Source organism: Streptomyces sp. NPDC058240 (assembly GCF_042882135.1).
Classification (GTDB): Bacteria; Actinomycetota; Actinomycetes; order Streptomycetales; family Streptomycetaceae; genus Streptomyces.
In genome coordinates, this window is the sequence record NZ_JBHVWT010000018.1 from 11,542 (window position 1) to 30,469 (window position 18,928).

At 69.7% G+C, this 18,928-nt stretch carries 18 protein-coding genes; 3 read left to right on the top strand and 15 right to left on the bottom strand.

Annotated features, from left to right (window positions below; translation table 11 throughout):
* Nucleotides 1-111 precede the first annotated feature (111 nt).
* From ACFVX4_RS25335 to ACFVX4_RS25355, 5 genes are all read right to left on the bottom strand, one after another.
* Entirely contained in the window at nucleotides 112-873 is a 762-nt protein-coding gene (locus tag ACFVX4_RS25335; RefSeq protein WP_389981105.1) for a DUF3159 domain-containing protein, read from the bottom strand.
* A gap of 3 nt (nucleotides 874-876) precedes the next feature.
* On the bottom strand, nucleotides 877-1,293 hold the full coding sequence (locus ACFVX4_RS25340) for an OB-fold nucleic acid binding domain-containing protein (protein ID WP_072485886.1): 417 nt from the start codon (nucleotides 1,291-1,293) through the stop codon (nucleotides 877-879).
* 123 nt (nucleotides 1,294-1,416) lie between these two features.
* Complete coding sequence (locus ACFVX4_RS25345) at nucleotides 1,417-2,109, bottom strand: response regulator (protein WP_266431337.1); 693 nt, start codon at nucleotides 2,107-2,109, stop codon at nucleotides 1,417-1,419.
* A 165-nt stretch (nucleotides 2,110-2,274) separates the two neighbouring features.
* Nucleotides 2,275-4,818 carry an ATP-binding protein gene (locus ACFVX4_RS25350; protein ID WP_389981107.1) on the bottom strand — a complete coding sequence of 848 codons (2,544 nt, stop codon included), beginning with the start codon at nucleotides 4,816-4,818 and terminating at the stop codon, nucleotides 2,275-2,277.
* Between the two features lie 224 nt (nucleotides 4,819-5,042).
* Nucleotides 5,043-5,795: an ABC transporter ATP-binding protein gene (locus ACFVX4_RS25355; RefSeq protein ID WP_389981109.1), complete on the bottom strand. Its 753-nt coding sequence runs from the start codon at nucleotides 5,793-5,795 to the stop codon at nucleotides 5,043-5,045.
* 343 nt (nucleotides 5,796-6,138) lie between these two features.
* Between ACFVX4_RS25355 and ACFVX4_RS25360 the strand changes: the two genes are divergently transcribed.
* Together ACFVX4_RS25360 and ACFVX4_RS25365 are read left to right on the top strand one after the other, a co-directional pair.
* Nucleotides 6,139-7,053 carry a M20/M25/M40 family metallo-hydrolase gene (locus ACFVX4_RS25360; RefSeq protein ID WP_389981111.1) on the top strand — a complete coding sequence of 305 codons (915 nt, stop codon included), beginning with the start codon at nucleotides 6,139-6,141 and terminating at the stop codon, nucleotides 7,051-7,053.
* Nucleotides 7,054-7,078: 25 nt separating this feature from the next.
* Nucleotides 7,079-8,509 carry a M1 family metallopeptidase gene (locus ACFVX4_RS25365; protein ID WP_389981113.1) on the top strand — a complete coding sequence of 477 codons (1,431 nt, stop codon included), beginning with the start codon at nucleotides 7,079-7,081 and terminating at the stop codon, nucleotides 8,507-8,509.
* Between the two features lie 64 nt (nucleotides 8,510-8,573).
* Here the strand turns inward: ACFVX4_RS25365 and ACFVX4_RS25370 are convergent, their stop codons facing one another.
* From ACFVX4_RS25370 to ACFVX4_RS25400, 7 genes are all read right to left on the bottom strand, one after another.
* On the bottom strand, nucleotides 8,574-9,242 hold the full coding sequence (locus ACFVX4_RS25370; RefSeq protein ID WP_389981115.1) for a potassium-transporting ATPase subunit C: 669 nt from the start codon (nucleotides 9,240-9,242) through the stop codon (nucleotides 8,574-8,576).
* Between the two features lie 23 nt (nucleotides 9,243-9,265).
* Nucleotides 9,266-11,392 carry a potassium-transporting ATPase subunit KdpB gene (gene kdpB, locus ACFVX4_RS25375; protein ID WP_389981117.1) on the bottom strand — a complete coding sequence of 709 codons (2,127 nt, stop codon included), beginning with the start codon at nucleotides 11,390-11,392 and terminating at the stop codon, nucleotides 9,266-9,268.
* Complete coding sequence (gene kdpA, locus ACFVX4_RS25380) at nucleotides 11,389-13,053, bottom strand: potassium-transporting ATPase subunit KdpA (RefSeq protein ID WP_389981119.1); 1,665 nt, start codon at nucleotides 13,051-13,053, stop codon at nucleotides 11,389-11,391. Before kdpA ends, kdpB begins: the two co-directional genes overlap by 4 nt.
* A gap of 7 nt (nucleotides 13,054-13,060) precedes the next feature.
* The gene (gene kdpF, locus ACFVX4_RS25385; RefSeq protein ID WP_037701211.1) at nucleotides 13,061-13,150 is read right to left on the bottom strand and encodes a K(+)-transporting ATPase subunit F; all 90 of its coding nucleotides are present in this window, start codon (nucleotides 13,148-13,150) and stop codon (nucleotides 13,061-13,063) included.
* A gap of 382 nt (nucleotides 13,151-13,532) precedes the next feature.
* Entirely contained in the window at nucleotides 13,533-14,306 is a 774-nt protein-coding gene (locus ACFVX4_RS25390) for a DUF3710 domain-containing protein (RefSeq protein ID WP_389981121.1), read from the bottom strand.
* A gap of 1 nt (nucleotide 14,307) precedes the next feature.
* On the bottom strand, nucleotides 14,308-14,841 hold the full coding sequence (gene dut / locus ACFVX4_RS25395) for a dUTP diphosphatase (protein ID WP_385328631.1): 534 nt from the start codon (nucleotides 14,839-14,841) through the stop codon (nucleotides 14,308-14,310).
* Nucleotides 14,841-15,425 (bottom strand): PaaI family thioesterase, encoded by a 585-nt coding sequence (locus tag ACFVX4_RS25400; RefSeq protein ID WP_389981123.1) that lies wholly within the window; start codon nucleotides 15,423-15,425, stop codon nucleotides 14,841-14,843. Before ACFVX4_RS25400 ends, dut begins: the two co-directional genes overlap by 1 nt.
* A gap of 58 nt (nucleotides 15,426-15,483) precedes the next feature.
* Here ACFVX4_RS25400 and ACFVX4_RS25405 point away from each other — a divergent pair, with 58 nt between their 5' ends.
* On the top strand, nucleotides 15,484-15,939 hold the full coding sequence (locus ACFVX4_RS25405) for a DUF3093 domain-containing protein (RefSeq protein ID WP_389981125.1): 456 nt from the start codon (nucleotides 15,484-15,486) through the stop codon (nucleotides 15,937-15,939).
* Nucleotides 15,940-16,025: 86 nt separating this feature from the next.
* On the opposite strand, the gene ACFVX4_RS25410 is transcribed toward ACFVX4_RS25405, so the two are convergent.
* The 3 genes from ACFVX4_RS25410 to ACFVX4_RS25420 all read right to left on the bottom strand — a co-directional run bounded on the left by ACFVX4_RS25410 (nucleotide 16,026) and on the right by ACFVX4_RS25420 (nucleotide 18,925).
* Complete coding sequence (locus tag ACFVX4_RS25410) at nucleotides 16,026-16,982, bottom strand: hypothetical protein (RefSeq protein WP_389981127.1); 957 nt, start codon at nucleotides 16,980-16,982, stop codon at nucleotides 16,026-16,028.
* Between the two features lie 12 nt (nucleotides 16,983-16,994).
* Nucleotides 16,995-17,291 carry a DUF4193 domain-containing protein gene (locus tag ACFVX4_RS25415; protein WP_003965732.1) on the bottom strand — a complete coding sequence of 99 codons (297 nt, stop codon included), beginning with the start codon at nucleotides 17,289-17,291 and terminating at the stop codon, nucleotides 16,995-16,997.
* 404 nt (nucleotides 17,292-17,695) lie between these two features.
* Nucleotides 17,696-18,925, bottom strand: coding sequence for a sensor histidine kinase (locus ACFVX4_RS25420; protein ID WP_389981129.1), 1,230 nt, complete (start codon nucleotides 18,923-18,925; stop codon nucleotides 17,696-17,698).
* Nucleotides 18,926-18,928: the final 3 nt, after the last annotated feature.

Below are 18,928 nucleotides of genomic sequence, written 5' to 3' on the forward strand. Positions count from 1 at the left end.
GCGGGGCCGCCGAGAAAGATGGGGTTCTGTTGGGGGGAAGGTGGGGGGGGGAGCCCGGAACCGTGTTACACGGTTCCGGGCCCCTCCCCGTACGTCGGGCGAGCTCGGTGCTCAGAACTCCTGGTTGCGGGCCGCGGCGGCTGCGGCCGCCTTGCGGTCCTTCTCGGCCTGCTCCTCGGCCTCCATCTCGGCGAAGACATCGATGGGCGGCGGCGCCTTGGCGAGGAAGACCCAGGTCAGATAGACCGCGAGCAGGAACGGGGGGATCTTCAGGGCGACCAGGACCCAGCCGAACTGGGTGGTGTCGGCCCACCAGTACAGCGGGAAGAGGATCGCGCACTTGGCGAGCAGGATCAGCCCCCAGGCGTAGCTGGCCTTGGCGTACGCCTTCTTGCGGCCGGGGTTCCTGGTGCGCCAGGAGAGGTTCTCCTTGAACACCGGCCCCAGGATCAGACCGATCAGCGGCACCCCCGCGAGGGTGGTGATCAGGTAGGCGAGGGCCAGGCCGAGCGTGTACAGCATGCCCGGCAGGTAGAAGTCCTTGGCATTGCCCGTCATCATCGCGAAGACCACACCGAAGGCCACACCGAAGACACCGCTGAAGGCGTGCTTGACGGTGTCCCTTCGGATCAGCCGTACGGCGACAAGGACCAGCGACACCACCAGGGCCGCGATGGCCGAGAGGTGCAGATCCTTGTTGATCGTGAAAATGGTGACGAACAGCAGCCCGGGAAGGACTGTCTCCACCATGCCCCGGACACCGCCGAACGCCTCGAAGAGCGCGGCCTCGGTGACCGCCTTCGCGTCGGCCTCCTGCTGGTCGGTGCGGGTGGTGCGGTCCGTGTCGGACGTCGGCTTGTCGAGAGACGTCACCGGCTACTCCTTGCCGAGCGGTCGGAGTTCGTATTTGGGGTTGAACAGCACCCGGCGCCCGTGACTCATGGCGATCCGGCCCGAGGCGATGAGCTTGCGCCCCGGTTCTATGCCCACGATGGAGCGCCGGCCCAGCCAGACAACGTCCAGCGGAGCGGTGCCGTCGAAGAGCTCGGCCTCCAGGGCGGGCACTCCGGCGCGCGGCCGCAGGGTGACGGTCCGCAAGGTACCAGTCACCTTCACGATCTGGCGGTCGGTGCATTCGGAGATCCGCGTGCAACCCGAGGCCTGCGCGTCCTCCTGCAGCTCCTCGGACTCAAGGTCCTCCTGGGAGCTGGACAGCCGGTCGAGCATCCGCCGGAAGCGGCCCGACGGCTTCTCCGCCTTGCCGGGCTTGTCGGATCGTGGAACAGCACTCATACCCGAAGGGTACCGGTCCCTGCTGCTCCGGGCGGGTGCCCTCGGTCTCACTCGAACGGGTGACCGGGGTGCGTCACGGGAGAGGGCTCGGCGACCCGTTCAGCCTGGGGCCCGGTGACCTGTTCAGCCGCGCTCGAAGCGGTATCCCATGCCCGGCTCGGTCACGAAATGCCGGGGATGCGAGGGGTCGGCCTCCAGTTTGCGCCTCAGCTGGGCCATGTAGACCCGCAGATAGTTGGTCTCGGTTCCGTACGAGGGCCCCCAGACCTCCTGGAGCAGCTGCTTCTGGCTGACCAGCCGGCCGCTGTTGCGGACCAGGACCTCCAGCAGATGCCACTCGGTGGGCGTGAGCCGTACGTCGCGTCCCGCGCGGTGGACCTTCTTCGCCGCCAGGTCGACGGTGAACCCCTCGGTCTCGACGATCACGATGTCGTCGGAGCCGTGCTGCCCGACGGGTTCGGCGCGGCGGACCGAGGCGCGCAGCCGGGCCAGCAGCTCGTCCATGCCGAACGGCTTGGTGACGTAGTCGTCGGCTCCGGCGTCCAGGGCCTCCACCTTCTCGTCGGAGGTGTGACGGGCGGAGAGCACCAGAATCGGCACCCGGGTCCAGCCGCGCAGCCCCTTGATCACCTCGACGCCGTCCATGTCCGGCAGCCCGAGGTCGAGGACGACGACATCGGGGTGGCGGGCGGCGGCGAGCTGGAGGGCGGTCGCGCCGTCGGGCGCCGCGTCCACCTCGTACTTGCGCGCCTTCAGGTTGATCACGAGGGCGCGTACGATCTGCGGCTCGTCGTCGACCACAAGCACCCGGGTCATGGGGGCCCTGCCTTTCTGCTGTACGGCGATCTCCCGGGACGTACCGGTGATCATGAGGTGACCTGTGTGGTCATGGAGTGTCCGCGCGGTCATGAGGTGTCCGCGCGGTCATGAGGTGTCCGCGCGGTCATGAGGTGTCCGCGCGGTCATGAGGTGTCCGCGCGGTCATGAGGTGACCCGCGCGGGCAGGTCGGGGCTGACCGGAACGTATCCCGAAGCCGCCTTGAGGGTCAGCACCATGGTGAGGCCGCCGCCGGGGGTGTCCTCGGCGTCCAGCGTGCCGCCCATGGACTCCACGAAACCGCGGGCCACGGCGAGCCCCAGTCCGACGCCCGCGCCGCGCGGGGCGTCGCCGTAGCGCTGGAAGGGCTCGAAGATGCGCTCCTTGGCGTCGTCGGGGACACCGGGGCCGCGGTCGGCCACCCGTAGCTCGACGCGTTCGCCGAGCGCGCTGGCGGCCACGGTGACGCGTTCCGCGTAGCGGCTGTACTTCACGGCGTTCTCGACGATGTTGGCGACGGCCCGCTCCAGCAGCCCGGGGTCGACCGCGACCATCGGCAGGGTCTCGGGGATGTCCAGGTCGACGCTGTCCTCGGGGACACCGCCGAGCGCCATCGGGACCACCTCGTCGAGATCGATCTCGCGGATCAGCGGGGTGACGGTGCCGGTCTGGAGCCTGGACATGTCCAGGAGGTTGCCCACGAGGTGATCGAGGCGGTCGGCACCGTTCTCGATGCCCTCCAGGAGTTCGGCCTGGTCCTCGTCGGACCAGGCGACGTCGTCGGAGCGCAGGGAACTGACGGCGGCCTTGATGGCGGCGAGCGGGGTACGCAGATCGTGGCTGACGGCGGCGAGGAGCGCCGTCCTGATCCGGTTGCCCTCGGCGAGCCGCCGGGCCTCCTCCGCCTCGTCGACCAGGCGCTGCCGGTCCAGTACGACGGCCGCCTGGGCGGCGAACGCGCCGAGCACCCGGCGGTCCTCGGCGGGCAGCACCCGGCCGGAGAGCGCCAGCGCCATGTGGTCGCCGACGGGCATGTCCACGTCGGCGTCCTCGGGCCGGGCCACCGGGCCCGGCCCGACGCTCCCGGCGCACGTCCACGGGTCGACGTCGCTCGTGCGCTCCAGCAGGGCGACGGATTCCATGCCGAAGGTCTCGCGGACCCGGTCGAGGAGCGCGTCCAGCGTCGTCTCGCCGCGCAGCACGCTGCCTGCCAGGAAGGAGAGGATCTCCGACTCGGCGCGCAGCCGGGCCGCCTGGTGGGTGCGGCGGGCCGCCAGGTCGACGACCGAGGCGACCGAGACCGCCACCGCGAAGAAGATCACGATGGCGACGAAGTTCTCCGGGTCCTGCACGGTCAGGGTGTGGGTGGGCGGGGTGAACCAGTAGTTCAGCAGCATCGAGCCGACGGCGGCCGAGGCGAGGGCGGGCAGCAGTCCGCCGAGCAGCGCGGCGCCCACGGTCAGGAAGAGGAACAGCAGGACATCGTTGGCGAGTCCGGGGCCGCTGTCCAGTCCGGCCAGGAGCAGGGTGAGGAGGGCCGGGCCGCCGACCCCGACCAGCCAGCCCCAGATGATCCGGACCCGGCCGAGCCGGGCGCCGCGGGCGATGGGCAGACCGCGCCCCTTGGCGACCTCTTCGTGGGTGACGATGTGGACGTCGAGGTCGGGTCCGGACTCCCGGGCGACAGTGGCGCCCACGCCCGGTCCGTAGATGTACTGCCAGGCCTTGCGGCGGCTGGAGCCGAGGACGATCTGCGTGGCGTTCACCCCACGGGCGAATTCGAGGAGCGCCGACGGTATGTCGTCGCCGATGACGTGGTGGAACGTGCCGCCGAGGTCCTCCACGAGGGTGCGCTGGACGGTGAGTTCCTTGGGGGACGCGGAGGTCAGCCCGTCGCTGCGGGCGATGTAGACGGCGAGGATCTCGCTGCCCGACCCCTTGGCCGCCATCCGGGACGCGCGGCGGATGAGCGTACGGCCCTCGGGACCGCCGGTGAGGCCGACGACGATGCGTTCGCGGGCCTGCCAGGTGGTGCGGATGTTGTGTTCGCCGCGGTACTCCTGGAGGTATTCGTCGACCCGGTCGGCGACCCAGAGGAGGGCCAGCTCGCGCAGGGCGGTCAGGTTGCCGGGGCGGAAGTAGTTGGACAGCGAGGCGTCGATCCGGTCCGGCTTGTAGATGTTGCCGTGGGCCATCCGGCGGCGCAGCGCCTGTGGCGACATGTCGACGAGTTCGAGCTGGTCGGCCCGGCGGACGACCTCGTCGGGGACGGTCTCGCGCTGTCGCACGCCGGTTATCGCCTCGACGACGTCACCGAGCGACTCCAGGTGCTGGATGTTGACGGTGGACACCACGTCGATGCCGGCCTGGAGGAGCTCTTCGACGTCCTGCCAGCGTTTGGCGTTGCGGGAGCCCGGCACATTGGTGTGCGCCAGTTCGTCCACCAGGGCGACGGCAGGGGCGCGCTCCAGGACCGCGTCGACGTCCATCTCGGTGAAGACGGCGGAGCGGTACTCGATCTCGCGGCGCCGGATCTGTTCCAGGCCGTGCAGCATGACCTCGGTGCGCGGCCGGTCGTGGTGCTCCACGAAGGCGACGACGCAGTCGGTACCCCGCTCCACCCGTCGATGGGCCTCGGAGAGCATCGCGTACGTCTTGCCGACGCCGGGTGCCGCACCCAGGTAGATCCGAAGCTTGCCGCGTGCCATGGCCCCATTGTCTTCTCTTGAACCGGCTGCGTCCGATGCGGCAGCCGGTTCGAAGTTACCCCGCGCATTGTCGACAAATGGGACGGGCGGCGGGGCGAGGGACCGAATTGACAGGATTCTGACGCCCCGGACGAACCTCGGACGGATCGCGGGCGCCCTCGGACGGATCGCGGGCGCCCTCCGCCGGATCGCGGGCGCCCTTCGGAGGTTCTCCCCCGTCCCTCCTACGCGTGCTCGACGATGTGTCCGTCGCTCAGCTCCAGCACCCGGTCCGCCAGCCCCAGCAGCTGTGCGTCGTGCGTGGCCACCAGCGCGGTGACGCCCTCGCTGCGCACCACTGCCCGCAGCAGCTCCATCACCGCGAGCCCGGTCTCCGCGTCCAGCTGCCCCGTCGGCTCGTCCGCGATCAGCAGCGCGGGCCGGTTGGCGAGTGCGCGGGCAATCGCGACGCGCTGCTGCTGGCCCCCGGAGAGCTCGCCGGGACGCTGGGCGGCGTGGTCGGCGAGGCCGACCAGGGAGAGCAGCAGCGCCACCCGGTCCTCGCGCTCGCGCGGGTCCGTCTTGCGCAGCCGCATGGGCACGCCGACGTTCTCCGCCGCGGTCAGGATCGGGATCAGGCCGAACGACTGGAAGATGAAGCCGATCCGGTCCCGGCGCAGTTCCAGGAGCCCGTCCTCGCCGAGCTCGGCGAGGTCCGTGCCGTCGACGGTGATCCGGCCGCCGTCGGGGCTGTCGAGCCCGCCGAGCAGGTTGAGGAGGGTGGTCTTGCCCGAGCCCGAGCGCCCCTTGAGCGCGACGAGCTCGCCGCGCGGCACCTCGAAGGACACCCCGCGCAACGCGTGCACCGCTCCGGCGCCGGAGCCGTACGAGCGGTGCAGGTCCTCGACCCGGACCATCGGCCCGCCAGCCGGTTCCTCGGCGACTGCGGTACCGCCCTGCCCAGTGGTGTCCGCTCGTCCGGTGCTGTCGTCACTCATGCCACTCCCCCGCGTTCGCCTGTCCCGTACATGATGCTCCCCCTCGTGCCGGCGCCTGCCACCCGGATCCGGGGCGCGCCGGGCCACCGGCCGCCAGTATGTGCGCCGGGCGCACGGCCGGGCAACGGCCGAAGTCCATTGCCCGGCCGGACGATTCCTTCTGACGATTCCTTCGCCCGACCGGACGATGTCCATTCGGGCCGGACGATTCCCTCCCGGACGGATCCCTTATCGAAGGGCAACGGCTTCCCGACAACTTCCTGACATCGACTGATCAGCCTGGCCGACGTCAGCCGGTTCGCCGGTCCACCGGGGCGAGTGCCCCGTCCTCGAAGGCATGCGCATGACGATACGAAGGACCCTTCCCGGGCTCGCCGTCGGAGCCCTCGTGATGTCCCTCTCCCTGGCCCTGTCCGCCGGCCCCGCCACGACCGCGATCGCGGAAGCCCGGGTCCCCGCCGCCCCCACCGTCTCAGAGCAGCAGGTGATGCCCCACCTGCGTGCCCTCCAGCGCATCGCGGACCGCAACGGCGGCAACCGCGCGCACGGCACGAAGGGGTACGCGCAGTCCGTGGCGTACGTGAAGAGCGCCCTGGACCGGGCGGGTTTCCGTACCCGGCTGGTCCCCTTCATCCACGACGGCGCCACCGGCAACAACCTGATCGCCGACTGGCCGGGCGGCGACCCGGACCATGTGCTGCTGACCGGCGCCCACCTCGACAGCGTGAAGGAGGGCCCGGGAATCAACGACAACGGCTCGGGTTCGGCCGCGGTCCTGGCCACCGCCCTCCAGGTGGCCGAGTCCGGTCTCAAGCCGGAACGGCATCTGCGGTTCGCGTGGTGGGGCGCGGAGGAGCAGGGGCTGATCGGCTCGCAGAGCTACGTCAGCAAGCTCTCCGGGGCCGACCGGCGCAGGATCGACGTCTACCTCAACTTCGACCAGGCGGGCAGCAGGAACACCCGGCAGTGGCTCGTGGTCCACGACGACGAGCACGGCGAGACCGAGGCCCAGCAGGCGTTCGAGGCGTGGTTCGCCGAACGGTCCATCCCCACCTTCGACATCGGCGTCGGCGGTTCGGACCACGAGTCGTTCGGAAACGCCGTCATCCCGTCGTCCGGCTTCAGCACCGGCATCTCGGACTGCATCCACGAGGCGTGCGACAACCTCGCCAACGTGGATCCGAAGACGGAGACGACCAGCACCGACGCCATCGTCGGCGTGCTGTGGAAGCTCGCCGCCACCGCACCCCGGCACTGACCCCCACCCCCCCCAGGAACGAGACATGTACAGACTCCTGAACCGACGCCGCAGGACCGTTGCCGCCCTGGTGGCCGCGGTCGTGAGCGGTTCCGTGCTGGCCACCGTCCCCGCCTCGGCCGCCATCGGCGGCCCCGGTCTCGGCGACCCGTACTTCCCCGACGACGGCAATTCCGGCTACGACGTCTCCCACTACGACGTCCGCATCTCGTACGACCCGGCGCACACCGACCGCCTCGACGGCGACACCACCGTCACCGCCCGCGCCCTGACCGGCCTGGACCGGTTCAGCCTGGACCTCAAGGGCTTCACCGTGGCATCGGTGAGGGTGAACGGCACCCCGGCGAAGGCGTTCTCCCGGGCCGGCGCCCATGAGCTGGTCATCACCCCGGCCCGCCCGGTGGCGAAGGGCTCGACGTTCGAGGTCCGGGTGGAGTACGCGGGCCGGCCCGACCCCGAGGGCTGGCACACCCTGGAGACCGGCGGCGCGAACGTGGCAGGCGAACCGCACTCCGCGACCTCCTGGTACCCCGCCAACGACCACCCGTCCGACAAGGCCACCTTCGCCCTCACCGCGACGGTCCCCGACGGCTGGACGGCCATCGGCAACGGCCTGCCCGGCCCCGAGAGCGTCAAGGACGGCCGAAGGACCTTCCGCTGGTTCGAGGACAGGCCGATGGCCACGTACCTCAGCACGGTCGCCATCGACCGGTTCACCGTCCACCGCGGCCGGACGGCCGCCGGAACACCGGTCATCACGGCGTACAGCCCGGACGCCGTCATCGACCCCGAGGCGGAGACCCAGCAGACGGAGATCCTGGATTTCCTGACCGCGAGGTTCGGCCCGTATCCCTTCTCCTCCGCGGGCGCCATCGTCGTCGGGGCCTCGAAGGAGCCCACCGACGGCCCTCTCGCCCTGGAGACGCAGAGCCGCCCCACCTACGGCTCCATGCTCTTCGACGCCTCGATGGTCCATGAGAACACCCACCAGTGGTTCGGTGACAGCGTCTCGTTCAAGGACTGGCGGGACGGCTGCGTCGCCGAGTGCTTCGCCCAGTACGCAGGGCAGTTGTGGGAGGAGCACAAGGGCGCCGACCTGGACCAGGACTACTACCGGTCCGAGGTGGAGGAGTACAGGAACGATCCGTCGTTCTGGTCCGTCAAGCTCTACGACCCGGGACCGGGCAAGGAACTGGACGCGGCTCTGTACTTCAAGGGCTCGCTGATGCTGCACGCCCTGCGCCGCACGGTGGGCGACGAGGCGTTCTTCCGGACGCTCCGGACCTGGACCCGCGACCACGCCTACGGCAATGCCTCGTTCCGGCAGTTCGAGGCGCTGGCGGCGAAGGTCTCGGGCAAGGACCTCAAGGGCTTCTTCGCGGCGTGGGTGGACGGCACGGTGCTCCCGCCGCGCAAGTACCTCTACCCGGGCACCCTGGGCACACCGGCCCGGTGAACAGGTGAGAGGCGCGGGGGCCGGCCGCGGTGGCCGGCCCCTGCGCCTCGCTGTTCTGGCTTCCTCAGGCCTCGTTCACCAACTGCTTCAGGGCGATGTTGAGCTGGAGGACGTTGACCCTGGGCTCTCCGACGAAGCCGAGGATCCGGCCGTCCGTATGCTGTTCGACGAGCTTCTCCACCCGGTCGACGGCGAGGTGGTTCCGCTCGGCCACCCGGCGCACCTGGAGCTGTGCGTATGCCGGGGAGATGGCCGGGTCGAGGCCGGAGCCGGAGGAGGTGACGGCGTCGGCCGGCACGTCCGAGGGGCTGACCGGGTGGCCGGGGACGGAGTTGTCCTTGACCACGGCGGCCTTGGCGGCGGTGACCCAGGCGATCAGTTCCTTGTTGTCGCCGGAGCGGTTGGTCGCGCCGGAGAGGATCAGCTTGTACTGGGTGTTGACGCTGTTGGTGCCCAGGCCGTTGGAGGGGCGCGGCTGGAACCACTTGAGGTCCGGGGCCGCGGTCTCCTGTCCCTTCTTCAGCGGCAGGTCGTAGCGCTGGCCGATGAGTTCGGAACCGGCGACCTTGCCGTTCGCGGTGATCTCGGAGCCGTTGGCCTTGTCGGGGAAGATGCCCTGGGCGACGCCCGTAACGGTGAGCGGGTAGAGCACGCCGCAGACGACGGTGAGGACGAGCAGGGCACGCAGCCCGGCCCAGAGCAGCCGGGCGGTGTTTCCTACGGAGTTGTTCATGGCAGGTCAGCCGATTCCTAGATTCAGTTCAGCCCGGGTACGAGGGAGATGACCATGTCGATGATCTTGATGCCGATGAACGGGGCGACCAGACCGCCGAGTCCGTAGATCCCGAGGTTGCGCCGGAGCATCGAGTCGGCGCTGCTGGGCCGGTAGCGCACGCCCTTCAGGGCGAGCGGCACCAGCGCGATGATGATCAGCGCGTTGAAGACCACGGCCGACAGGATCGCGGACTGGGGCGAGGACAGCTGCATGATGTTCAGCTTGTCCAGGCCCGGGTAGACCACGGCGAACATCGCCGGGATGATCGCGAAGTACTTCGCGACGTCGTTGGCGATCGAGAACGTCGTCAGCGCACCACGGGTGATGAGCAGCTGCTTGCCGATCTCGACGATCTCGATCAGCTTGGTGGGGTTGGAGTCCAGGTCCACCATGTTCCCGGCCTCCTTGGCGGCCGAGGTGCCGGTGTTCATGGCCACGCCGACATCCGCCTGGGCGAGCGCCGGCGCGTCGTTCGTGCCGTCGCCGGTCATCGCGACGAGCTTGCCGCCCGCCTGCTCGCGCTTGATGAGGGCCATCTTGTCCTCGGGCGTGGCCTCGGCCAGGAAGTCGTCGACACCGGCCTCCTCGGCGATGGCCTTCGCGGTCAGCGGGTTGTCCCCGGTGATCATGACCGTCTTGATGCCCATGCGGCGCAGCTCGTCGAACCGCTCCCGCATGCCCTCCTTGACGACGTCCTTGAGGTGGATGACGCCGAGGACCCGGGCGCCGTGCTCGTCCTCCAGGGCCACCAGCAGCGGTGTGCCGCCCGCCCCGGAGATCGTGTCGGTGAGCGTCTGCGCGTCCTGCGAGACGGTGCCGCCGCGCTCCTTGACCCAGGCGACGACCGAACCGGTGGCGCCCTTGCGGACCTTGCGTCCGTCCACGTCGACGCCCGACATGCGGGTCTGGGCGGTGAACGCCACCCACTCGGCCTGCCGCAGCTGGCCCTGGTGGCGCTCGCGCAGCCCGTACTTCTCCTTGGCGAGCACGACGATCGAGCGGCCCTCGGGAGTCTCGTCGGCCAGTGAGGACAGCTGGGCCGCGTCCGCCAGTTCGGCCTCGGTCGTGCCCTTCACGGGGACGAACTCGGCGGCCTGCCGGTTGCCGAGCGTGATGGTGCCGGTCTTGTCGAGCAGCAGGGTCGACACGTCTCCGGCGGCCTCGACGGCCCGCCCCGACATCGCGAGCACATTGCGCTGGACGAGGCGGTCCATGCCGGCGATGCCGATGGCGGAGAGCAGCGCGCCGATGGTCGTCGGGATCAGGCAGACCAGCAGGGCGGTCAGCACGATCATCGACTGCTTCTGCCCGGCGTAGATCGCGAAGGGCTGGAGGGTGACCACGGCGAGCAGGAAGACGATCGTGAGGGACGCGAGGAGGATGTTCAGCGCGATCTCGTTGGGCGTCTTCTGCCGGGCGGCGCCCTCGACCAGGGCGATCATCCGGTCGATGAAGGTCTCACCGGGCTTGGTGGTGATCTTGACGACGATGCGGTCGGAGAGCACCTTCGTACCCCCGGTGACGGCGCTCCGGTCACCGCCGGACTCCCGGATGACCGGGGCGGACTCGCCCGTGATCGCGGACTCGTCGACGCTCGCGACGCCCTCGACGACATCGCCGTCGCCGGGGATGATGTCACCGGCCTCGCAGACCACCAGATCACCGATGCGCAGCTCGGTGCCGGGCACCCGCTCCTCGCTCCCGCCGGTCAGCCGCCGCGCGACGGTGTCGGTCTTGGCCTTGCGCAGCGTGTCGGCCTGCGCCTTGCCGCGTCCCTCGGCGACCGCCTCCGCCAGGTTGGCGAAGATCGTGGTCAGCCACAGCCAGGCCGTGATCGCCCAGCCGAACCACTCGCCCGGGTCCAGGCACGCCAGCACGGTCGTGAACACCGAACCGATCAGCACCACGAACATCACCGGGGACTTGACCATCACCCGGGGGTCGAGCTTGCGTATCGCGTCGGGGAAGGACCGGATCAGCTGCGCGGGGTCGAACAGGCCCCCGCCGACACGTCCTTCGCTCTGGTGACCCGTGGGCGCGTCCTGGTGCGGTGCCCGGGTGGGGGTGACAGTGGACATCGAGTCCTCTTGCTCCGTACGAGTGGTCATGACGCCAGCCCCTCGGCCAGCGGCCCCAGCGCCAGGGCCGGGAAGTAGGTCAGCCCGGTGATGATCAGGATCGTGCCGACCAGCAGTCCGCTGAAGAGCGGCTTGTGCGTGCCCAGGGTTCCCACGGTCGCCGGTACGGGCTTCTGTTCGGCGAGCGAGCCGGCCAGCGCGAGGACGAACACCATCGGCAGGAACCGGCCGAGCAGCATCGCGAGACCGATCGTGGTGTTGAACCACTGCGTGTCCGCGTTGAGCCCGGCGAACGCCGAACCGTTGTTGTTCGCACCCGAGGTGTAGGCGTAGAGGATCTCGGAGAATCCGTGTGCGCCGGTGTTGGTCATCGAGTGGGGCGGGGTGGGCAGCGCCATCGCCGCGGCGGTGAAGCAGAGCACCAGCGCCGGGGTGATCAGGATGTAGCAGGCCGCGAGCTTGATCTCACGGGTGCCGATCTTCTTGCCGAGGTACTCCGGCGTGCGGCCGACCATCAGTCCGGCGATGAACACCGCGATGATCGCCATGATCAGCATGCCGTAGAGGCCGGACCCCACACCTCCGGGCGCGATCTCGCCGAGCTGCATGCCCAGCATCGTGATCCCGCCGCCGAAGCCGGTGTACGAGGAGTGGAAGGAGTTCACCGCACCGGTGGAGGTGAGCGTCGTGGCCACCGCGAAGATCGACGAGCCGGCGATCCCGAACCGGGTCTCCTTGCCCTCCATCGCCCCGCCCGCGATGTCGAACGCGGGCCCGTGGTGGGCGAATTCGGTCCACATCATCAGGGTGGTGAAGCCCAGCCAGATGACGCCCATCGTCGCGAGGATCGCATAACCCTGCTTGAGCGAGCCGACCATCCGGCCGAACGTCCGCGTCATTGCGAACGGAATCACCAGGATCAGGAAGATCTCAAGAAGGTTGGAGAGCCCGTTGGGGTTCTCGAACGGGTGGGACGAGTTGGCGTTGAAGTAACCGCCACCGTTCGTGCCCAGCTCCTTGATGGCCTCCTGCGAGGCCACGGCGCCACCGTTCCACTGCTGCGAACCGCCCATGAACTGCCCGACCTCATGGATGCCGGCGAAGTTCTGGATCGCGCCGCAGGCCACGAGCAACAGCGCGCCGACCACGGCGATCGGCAGCAGGATCCGTACGGTGCCGCGCACCAGGTCGGACCAGAAGTTGCCGAGCTCACCGGTGCGGGAGCGGGCAAAGCCCCGTACGAGGGCCACCGCCACGGCCATGCCGACGGCCGCCGAGACGAAGTTCTGCACCGCGAGGCCGCCGGTCTGCACGACGTGGCCCATGGCCTGTTCGCCGTAGTACGACTGCCAGTTGGTGTTGGCGACGAACGACGCCGCCGTGTTGAACGCCTGGTCCGGATCGATCGAGGCGAAGCCGAGCGAACCGGGCAGCGCGCCCTGCAGCCGCTGCAGCAGATAGAGGAAGAGGACGCTCACCGCGGAGAAGGCGAGCACCCCACGCAGATACGCGGGCCAGCGCATCTGCGTGTTCGGATCGGCACCGACGGCCTTGTACATCCACTTCTCGACGCGCAGGTGCTTCGTCGAGGAGTAGACGCCGGCCATGTAGTCGCCGAGCGGTCGGTACGCCAGCCCCAGCGCCACGACGAGCGCGAGAACCTGGAGCACACCAGCGAGGACGGGGCTCATATCGGGCTCAGAACCTCTCCGGGTACAGAAGGGCGAGGACGAGGTAGCCCAGCAGGGCGACGGCCACGATCAGGCCGACGATGTTCTCGGCAGTCACAGCTTCGCCACCCCCTTGGCAACGAGAGCCACCAGCGCGAACACCGCGATCGTGGTGACGACGAAGGCCACATCGGCCATCGTGTGCTCCTAGATGAGGTACGGATTCTCGGACCTCTTGAGCAAACCTCTCGCCACGGGCGTCCTGGCCTGCGTTGATGGCTTCCTTACGGGGAACGGCGGGCCCTTGACGGCGCACATACGTGCCCTATACGCGCCCCATACGCGCCCCTCGCGCGCGCTGTCCGAAACCTGTCTTGCGCACGGTCCGGAGCCTTCCCGGAACCCTCTCCGGACGCACAACGGCCGGTGGGCCGTACCCCCCTCGAAATGGGGATACGGCCCACCGGCCGAAGCTGTGCCGGGCGGCTGCCCGTGCCCGCTCAGCGCACCTCGGTGATCTCGGGTCCACGCTGGAGCTGGCCCATGCCACCGGAGAACTTCGAGCCCTCCTGGCTCTCCTGCTGGACGCCCTCGGGCACCATCTGGGCATCGTCGGGCAGCTTGAGGACGAGCGGGTCGCGCGGAGCCATCGGGCCCTCGCCACGGACGACCACGGTGTCCCGGAAGATCGTCTCCAGCAGCCCGGCGGTCTCCGGCTGCACGGCGCCCTGGCCGGAGATCACTCCGCGCAGGAACCAGCGCGGCCCGTCGACGCCGACGAAACGCACCAGCTGCACGCCGTTCGTCCCGTCCGGGAGCTGTACGGGGACCTGGGCACGCAGCTCCCAGCCCAGCGGGCCCTCGACCTCGTCGATGATCCCGCCCTGCTGGGTGATGCCGGAGGCGATCTCCTCGCGGACCTCGCCCCAGATGCCTTCCTTCTTGGGCGCTGCGAAGGCCTGCAGCTGGATGGCGCTGTCCCGCAGCACCACGGTCGCGGCGACGATCGCGTCACCGGCCACCTCGACACGCAGCTCCATGCCCTCGACGCCGGGCACGAAGACACCGCCCAGGTCGACCCGGCCCTCGCCGGGCTGGGAGACCTCGGAGACGTCCCACGGCCCGTCCGGGCGCGGCGCCGGCGGGAGGTTCACCCGACGCGAGCCGCTCTCGGCACCGTCGGCGTCATCGAGCTCGTCGACGACCTGCTCGGCCTCGCGCGCTTCGTCCGCCACGTCCTCGGCGGAACCACTCTTCTTGCGACGTCCGAACACGTCACTGTCCTTCCCGGTCGGGTACGACCGAAGCGTAGCTGTTCCCGCCCTGGGTAATCCCGCCCCTGACGCCATCAACATCCCCGGAAGCATGTCCTCCGGTGGATCCGAAGCCTCCCTCGCCGCGGGCCGAGCCGGGCAGCTCGGCCACCTCGTGGAAGCGCACCTTCTCGACCTGTTGGACGACCAGTTGGGCAATCCGGTCGAACCGCTCGAACCGCACGGGCTCACGCGGGTCGAGATTGATGACGATCACCTTGATCTCTCCACGGTACCCGGCATCAACCGTCCCCGGGGCATTCACGAGGGCGACTCCGCAACGTGCGGCGAGACCGGAGCGCGGGTGCACGAACGCGGCGTATCCGTCGGGCAGCGCGATCGACACCCCGGTGGGCAGCACCGCCCGCTCGCCCGGCGCGAGTTCGACGGCCTCGGTGGTCACCAGATCGGCACCGGCGTCGCCCGGGTGCCCATAGGCCGGAATCGGCACGTCCGGGTCGACCCGGCGGATCAGTACGTCCACGGGCCGGCGCATCAGGGGTTCACCTCGAAGGCACGGGCACGCCTGGCCTGGTCCGGGTCGGCCATCGCCGCCTGGATCTCGGCCGGGCGGCCGTTCTCGATGAAGTGCTCGACCTTGACCTCGATGAAGAGGGCCTCGGCCCGGACCGCCACGGGCCCGTCCGGGCCGCCGATCCGGCCGGTGGCCCGGGAGTAGATCTTCCGGCCGTGCACCGCGGTGATCTCGGCGTCGAGGTGCAGCACGGTGTCCACCGGCACCGGACGCACGAAGTCGGTCTCCAGCCGTCCGGTCACGGCGATCACCCGCAGGAGCCAGTTCAGCGAGCCGAGCGTCTCGTCCAGCGCGGTGGTCAGAATGCCGCCGTGCGCCAGACCCGGGGCGCCCTGGTGGGCGGCCTTCACCGTGAACTCGGCGGTGACGCCGACGCCGTCACCGGCCCGCGCCTGGAGGTGCAGCCCGTGCTGCTGCCCTCCGCCGCAGCCGAAACAGTGTTCGTAGTGCGCGCCGAGGAGTTCGCCGGGGGCCGGGGCTTCGGGGTGCCGGACCGGTTTCACCGCGTCGGCCGGGGGCTTCAGAGCCGCAGATGTTCCACTCACAGGCGCAGACCTTACCCGCGCGGCTACCCGCGGGTCGCGCCGTGCCAAGCTTGGGTTCATGCAGCCTTCCACCCCGCCTTTCGACGAACGACTGACCGCACCCCGTTCGTGGTGGCTCATCGCCCTCCTGGTCGGCATCGCCTGCGCACTGATGCTGCTGCCGCTCGGCACCCTGCCCCTGCTGGCCGGCCTGGCGGGCGGCACGGCCCTGTCCGCGGTCGCGGTGAGCTCCTACGGCTCGGCCAGGATCCGGGTCGTGGCGGGCGCCCTGGTCGCCGGCGACGCGCGGATTCCGGTGATGGCGCTCGGCGAGGCCGAGGTGCTGGACGAGGAGGAGGCGCGCGCGTGGCGCTCGTACAAGGCGGACACCCGCGCGTTCATGCTGCTCCGCAGCTACATCCCGACGGCGGTCCGGGTGGAGGTCACCGACCCGCAGGACCCGACTCCGTACGTCTATCTGTCGACGCGCGAGCCGCAGGCCCTGGTGGCGGCGCTCGCCGCCGTACGCGCCTAGGTTTCCTCCACGCCGGCCTGATCCGGACGAAAGACCTGCCGTGCGTGCCGGACGCCGCACGGCAGACGGCAGTTTGACGACAGGGCCTAGGCCTCCAGCTCGCCCGGCAGGCCCTTGCGGGGGCCCACCTGTCGCTCCAGCGGGGGCAGCTCGGGGAGCCGGTCCCAGGGGATCTGGCGCTTGCGCAGGTCCTTCCTGACCCGTTCGGCGAGCTTTCTGGTGTCGCGCCGGTTCATTATGGCGCCGATGGCGGCGCCGACCATGAACGGGATCAGATTCGGCAGATCGCGCGCCATGCGCTTCATGATCTGCTGGCGCAGCTCGCGCTTCATCTGACCGCCCAGCGCGGCGTTGACCGTCGTGGGATGGGCGACGTCGATTCCGCGCTCCTCCGTCCAGGACGTGAGGTAGGCGGTGGAACGCTGACCGAGCCCGCCCGGCGGGCGCAGCCCGTAGACCTCGTGCAGCTCGGCGACGAGTTTCATCTCGATCGCGGCCACACCGGTGATCTCCGCCGCCAGCTCGGCGAGCATGGCGGGCGGTACGGGCATCATCGCCGCCGCGCCGATACCGGCGCCGACGGTGGCGGTGCCCTTGCTCGCACCTGCGATGAGCTTGTCGGCGAGCTCCTCCGGGCCGAGGCCGGGGAACTGCTTGCGCAGGGTGGCGAGATCGCGCACAGGGACGCGGGGAGCGTTCTCGATGATCAGGTCGGCGATATGACCGATCGCTGCCTTGGCGCTCACCCCGCCCTTGCGTACGCCCCGTTTCACTGAACTCAGACGGCCTGCCCCGGTCACGGGCTCCGTCCTGTCGACCTGTCCGGCCCCATCGGCCGTGTCGACTCCTTCAACTGCCGCGGCCACTGCTTCGAGCGAGGCCGGCCGGCCCCGCTCGTCGTCCCGCTCACCCGGGGAGGGTGGCAGGGCGGACCGCTCGGCAGGCGCTGCTACGCCTTCTGCCGGGCCTGTGCCGCCCTGATACGCCTCCGACGACCTCTTGCGCCGCAAGCGTCGCTTCCGGAACGGTGTGTCGCCTGCCACGGTCGGCGCGACCTAGTCGCAGTCGCGGCAGATCGGCTGGCCGTTCTTCTCGCGTGCCAGCTGGCTCCTGTGGTGCACGAGGAAGCAACTCATGCACGTGAACTCGTCGGCCTGCTTGGGCAGGACCCTGACGGCCAGCTCCTCGTTGGACAGGTCTGCGCCGGGCAGCTCCAGTCCTTCGGCCGCGTCGAATTCGTCGACGTCGACGGCGGACGCCGTCTTGTCGCTCCGGCGAGCCTTGAGTTCTTCGAGGCTGTCCTGGTCGACGTCGTCATCGGTCTTGCGTGGGGTGTCGTAATCCGTTGCCATGTCGCTCTCCCCCTCTGGGTGTCTGCGGTGTCTCAGCGCACGTAACGCGTGAGAGGCCGGACTTGTGCCCGACCCGAGGCGGAGATTTTGCCTCACATCAAGGTCTGTTACTCAATCGACACCCAATAGGACCGCTCGGGAGCGGCCGGCTTGGGTGGCGATGGGGACCGTACACGGTCCCGGTGTCGCGCTTCACGGGCGCCACCCCGTGTACTTCCCGTGATATCGGGCCCCGAAAACCCCGACTTTTGCGGGTTTTCCGGTGGCGCCCCTGATCACGGAGCGTTGACGGTCGGAAATTCGCTTCTGTGATCGATCACACACGGACGATCCGGGCGCACGTCCCGAAAATTCCGCTCAAAGCGAACAAACTAATTCGTGTACGGATCGCTCCGTCCGGCCTCTCAGACCGGAAGTGAGACGCGCATCACGAGACCACCGCCTTCACGGGGCTCCGCGATGATACGGCCGCCGTGGGCGCGCGCCACGGACCGCGCGATCGACAGGCCGAGCCCGACCCCCTTGTCGCTGCCCGTTCGCTCCGTACGCAGCCGTCTGAAGGGCTCGAAGAGGTTGTCGATCTCGTACGCGGGCACCACGGGACCGGTGTTCGAGACCACCAGCAGGGCCTGCCCGCCCTGCAGCTCGGTGGTGACCTCCACCCAGCCCTCCTCGGGGACGTTGTAGCGCACGGCGTTCTGTACGAGGTTCAGCGCGATCCGCTCCAGCAGGACGCCGTTGCCCTGGACGACGGCCGGGGCCCGCTCGCCACGGATCGCCACACCGCGCTCCTCGGCCTCGCCGCGCGTCTGGTCGATCGCGCGCGAGGCGACCTCCGCGAGGTCGACCGGTTTGCGCTCGACGATCTGGTTGTCGCTGCGGGCCAGCAGCAGCAGACCCTCGACCAGCTGCTCACTGCGCTCGTTGGTGGCCAGCAGGGTCTTGCCGAGCTGCTTCAGCTCCGGCGGGGCCTGGGGATCGGAGAGATGGACCTCCAGCAGCGTGCGGTTGATCGCGAGCGGCGTGCGCAGCTCGTGCGACGCGTTGCCGACGAACCGCTGCTGGGCGGTGAAAGCCCGTTCCAGGCGGTCGAGCATCTCGTCGAAGGTGTCGGCGAGTTCCTTCAGCTCGTCGTCCGGGCCGTCCAGCTCGATCCGGCGGGACAGGTCGGTTCCGGCCACCCGGCGGGCGGTGCGGGTGATCCGGCCCAGCGGCGAGAGCACGCGCCCGGCCATCGCATAGCCGAAGGCGAAGGCGATGACGCTCAGGCCCACCAGGGCCAGCAGCGACCGGTTGAGGAGCGTGTCGAGCGCCTGCTGTCGCTGGTGGTTGACGCAGGAGTTCATCGCCGCGTTGAAGGACTCCGGCGACGCCTTCTCGGGCAGGTTGCAGACATCACTGGTGACCTGCCCATTGACGATCTTGAACGGAAGCTCGCTGCCCACGTGCAGGGCCTGCGCGGCCAGCATGTAGATGATCGACAGCAGCAGGATGCCGGCGATCAGGAACATGCCGCCGTAGAGCAGCGTGAGCCGTATCCGGATGGTCGGGCGCAGCCAGTAGGGGGGCTCCTGCTGTTTGGGCTCCCAGGTGGGCTTCGGGGGCGCTGTCGGCGGCGCGGGGACGGTGGGCATCGG

Excerpts from the sequence above, each read along its gene's own strand:
- ACFVX4_RS25340 (WP_072485886.1), bottom strand. The coding sequence starts at position 1,293 with ATGAGTGCTGTTCCACGATCCGACAAGCCCGGCAAGGCGGAGAAGCCG.
- ACFVX4_RS25345 (WP_266431337.1), bottom strand. The coding sequence starts at position 2,109 with ATGACCCGGGTGCTTGTGGTCGACGACGAGCCGCAGATCGTACGCGCC.
- ACFVX4_RS25350 (WP_389981107.1), bottom strand. The coding sequence starts at position 4,818 with ATGGCACGCGGCAAGCTTCGGATCTACCTGGGTGCGGCACCCGGCGTC.
- ACFVX4_RS25355 (WP_389981109.1), bottom strand. The coding sequence starts at position 5,795 with ATGAGTGACGACAGCACCGGACGAGCGGACACCACTGGGCAGGGCGGT.
- ACFVX4_RS25360 (WP_389981111.1), top strand. The coding sequence starts at position 6,139 with ATGACGATACGAAGGACCCTTCCCGGGCTCGCCGTCGGAGCCCTCGTG.
- ACFVX4_RS25365 (WP_389981113.1), top strand. The coding sequence starts at position 7,079 with ATGTACAGACTCCTGAACCGACGCCGCAGGACCGTTGCCGCCCTGGTG.
- ACFVX4_RS25370 (WP_389981115.1), bottom strand. The coding sequence starts at position 9,242 with ATGAACAACTCCGTAGGAAACACCGCCCGGCTGCTCTGGGCCGGGCTG.
- kdpB (WP_389981117.1), bottom strand. The coding sequence starts at position 11,392 with ATGACCACTCGTACGGAGCAAGAGGACTCGATGTCCACTGTCACCCCC.
- kdpA (WP_389981119.1), bottom strand. The coding sequence starts at position 13,053 with ATGAGCCCCGTCCTCGCTGGTGTGCTCCAGGTTCTCGCGCTCGTCGTG.
- dut (WP_385328631.1), bottom strand. The coding sequence starts at position 14,841 with ATGCGCCGGCCCGTGGACGTACTGATCCGCCGGGTCGACCCGGACGTG.
- ACFVX4_RS25405 (WP_389981125.1), top strand. The coding sequence starts at position 15,484 with ATGCAGCCTTCCACCCCGCCTTTCGACGAACGACTGACCGCACCCCGT.
- ACFVX4_RS25415 (WP_003965732.1), bottom strand. The coding sequence starts at position 17,291 with ATGGCAACGGATTACGACACCCCACGCAAGACCGATGACGACGTCGAC.
- ACFVX4_RS25420 (WP_389981129.1), bottom strand. The coding sequence starts at position 18,925 with ATGCCCACCGTCCCCGCGCCGCCGACAGCGCCCCCGAAGCCCACCTGG.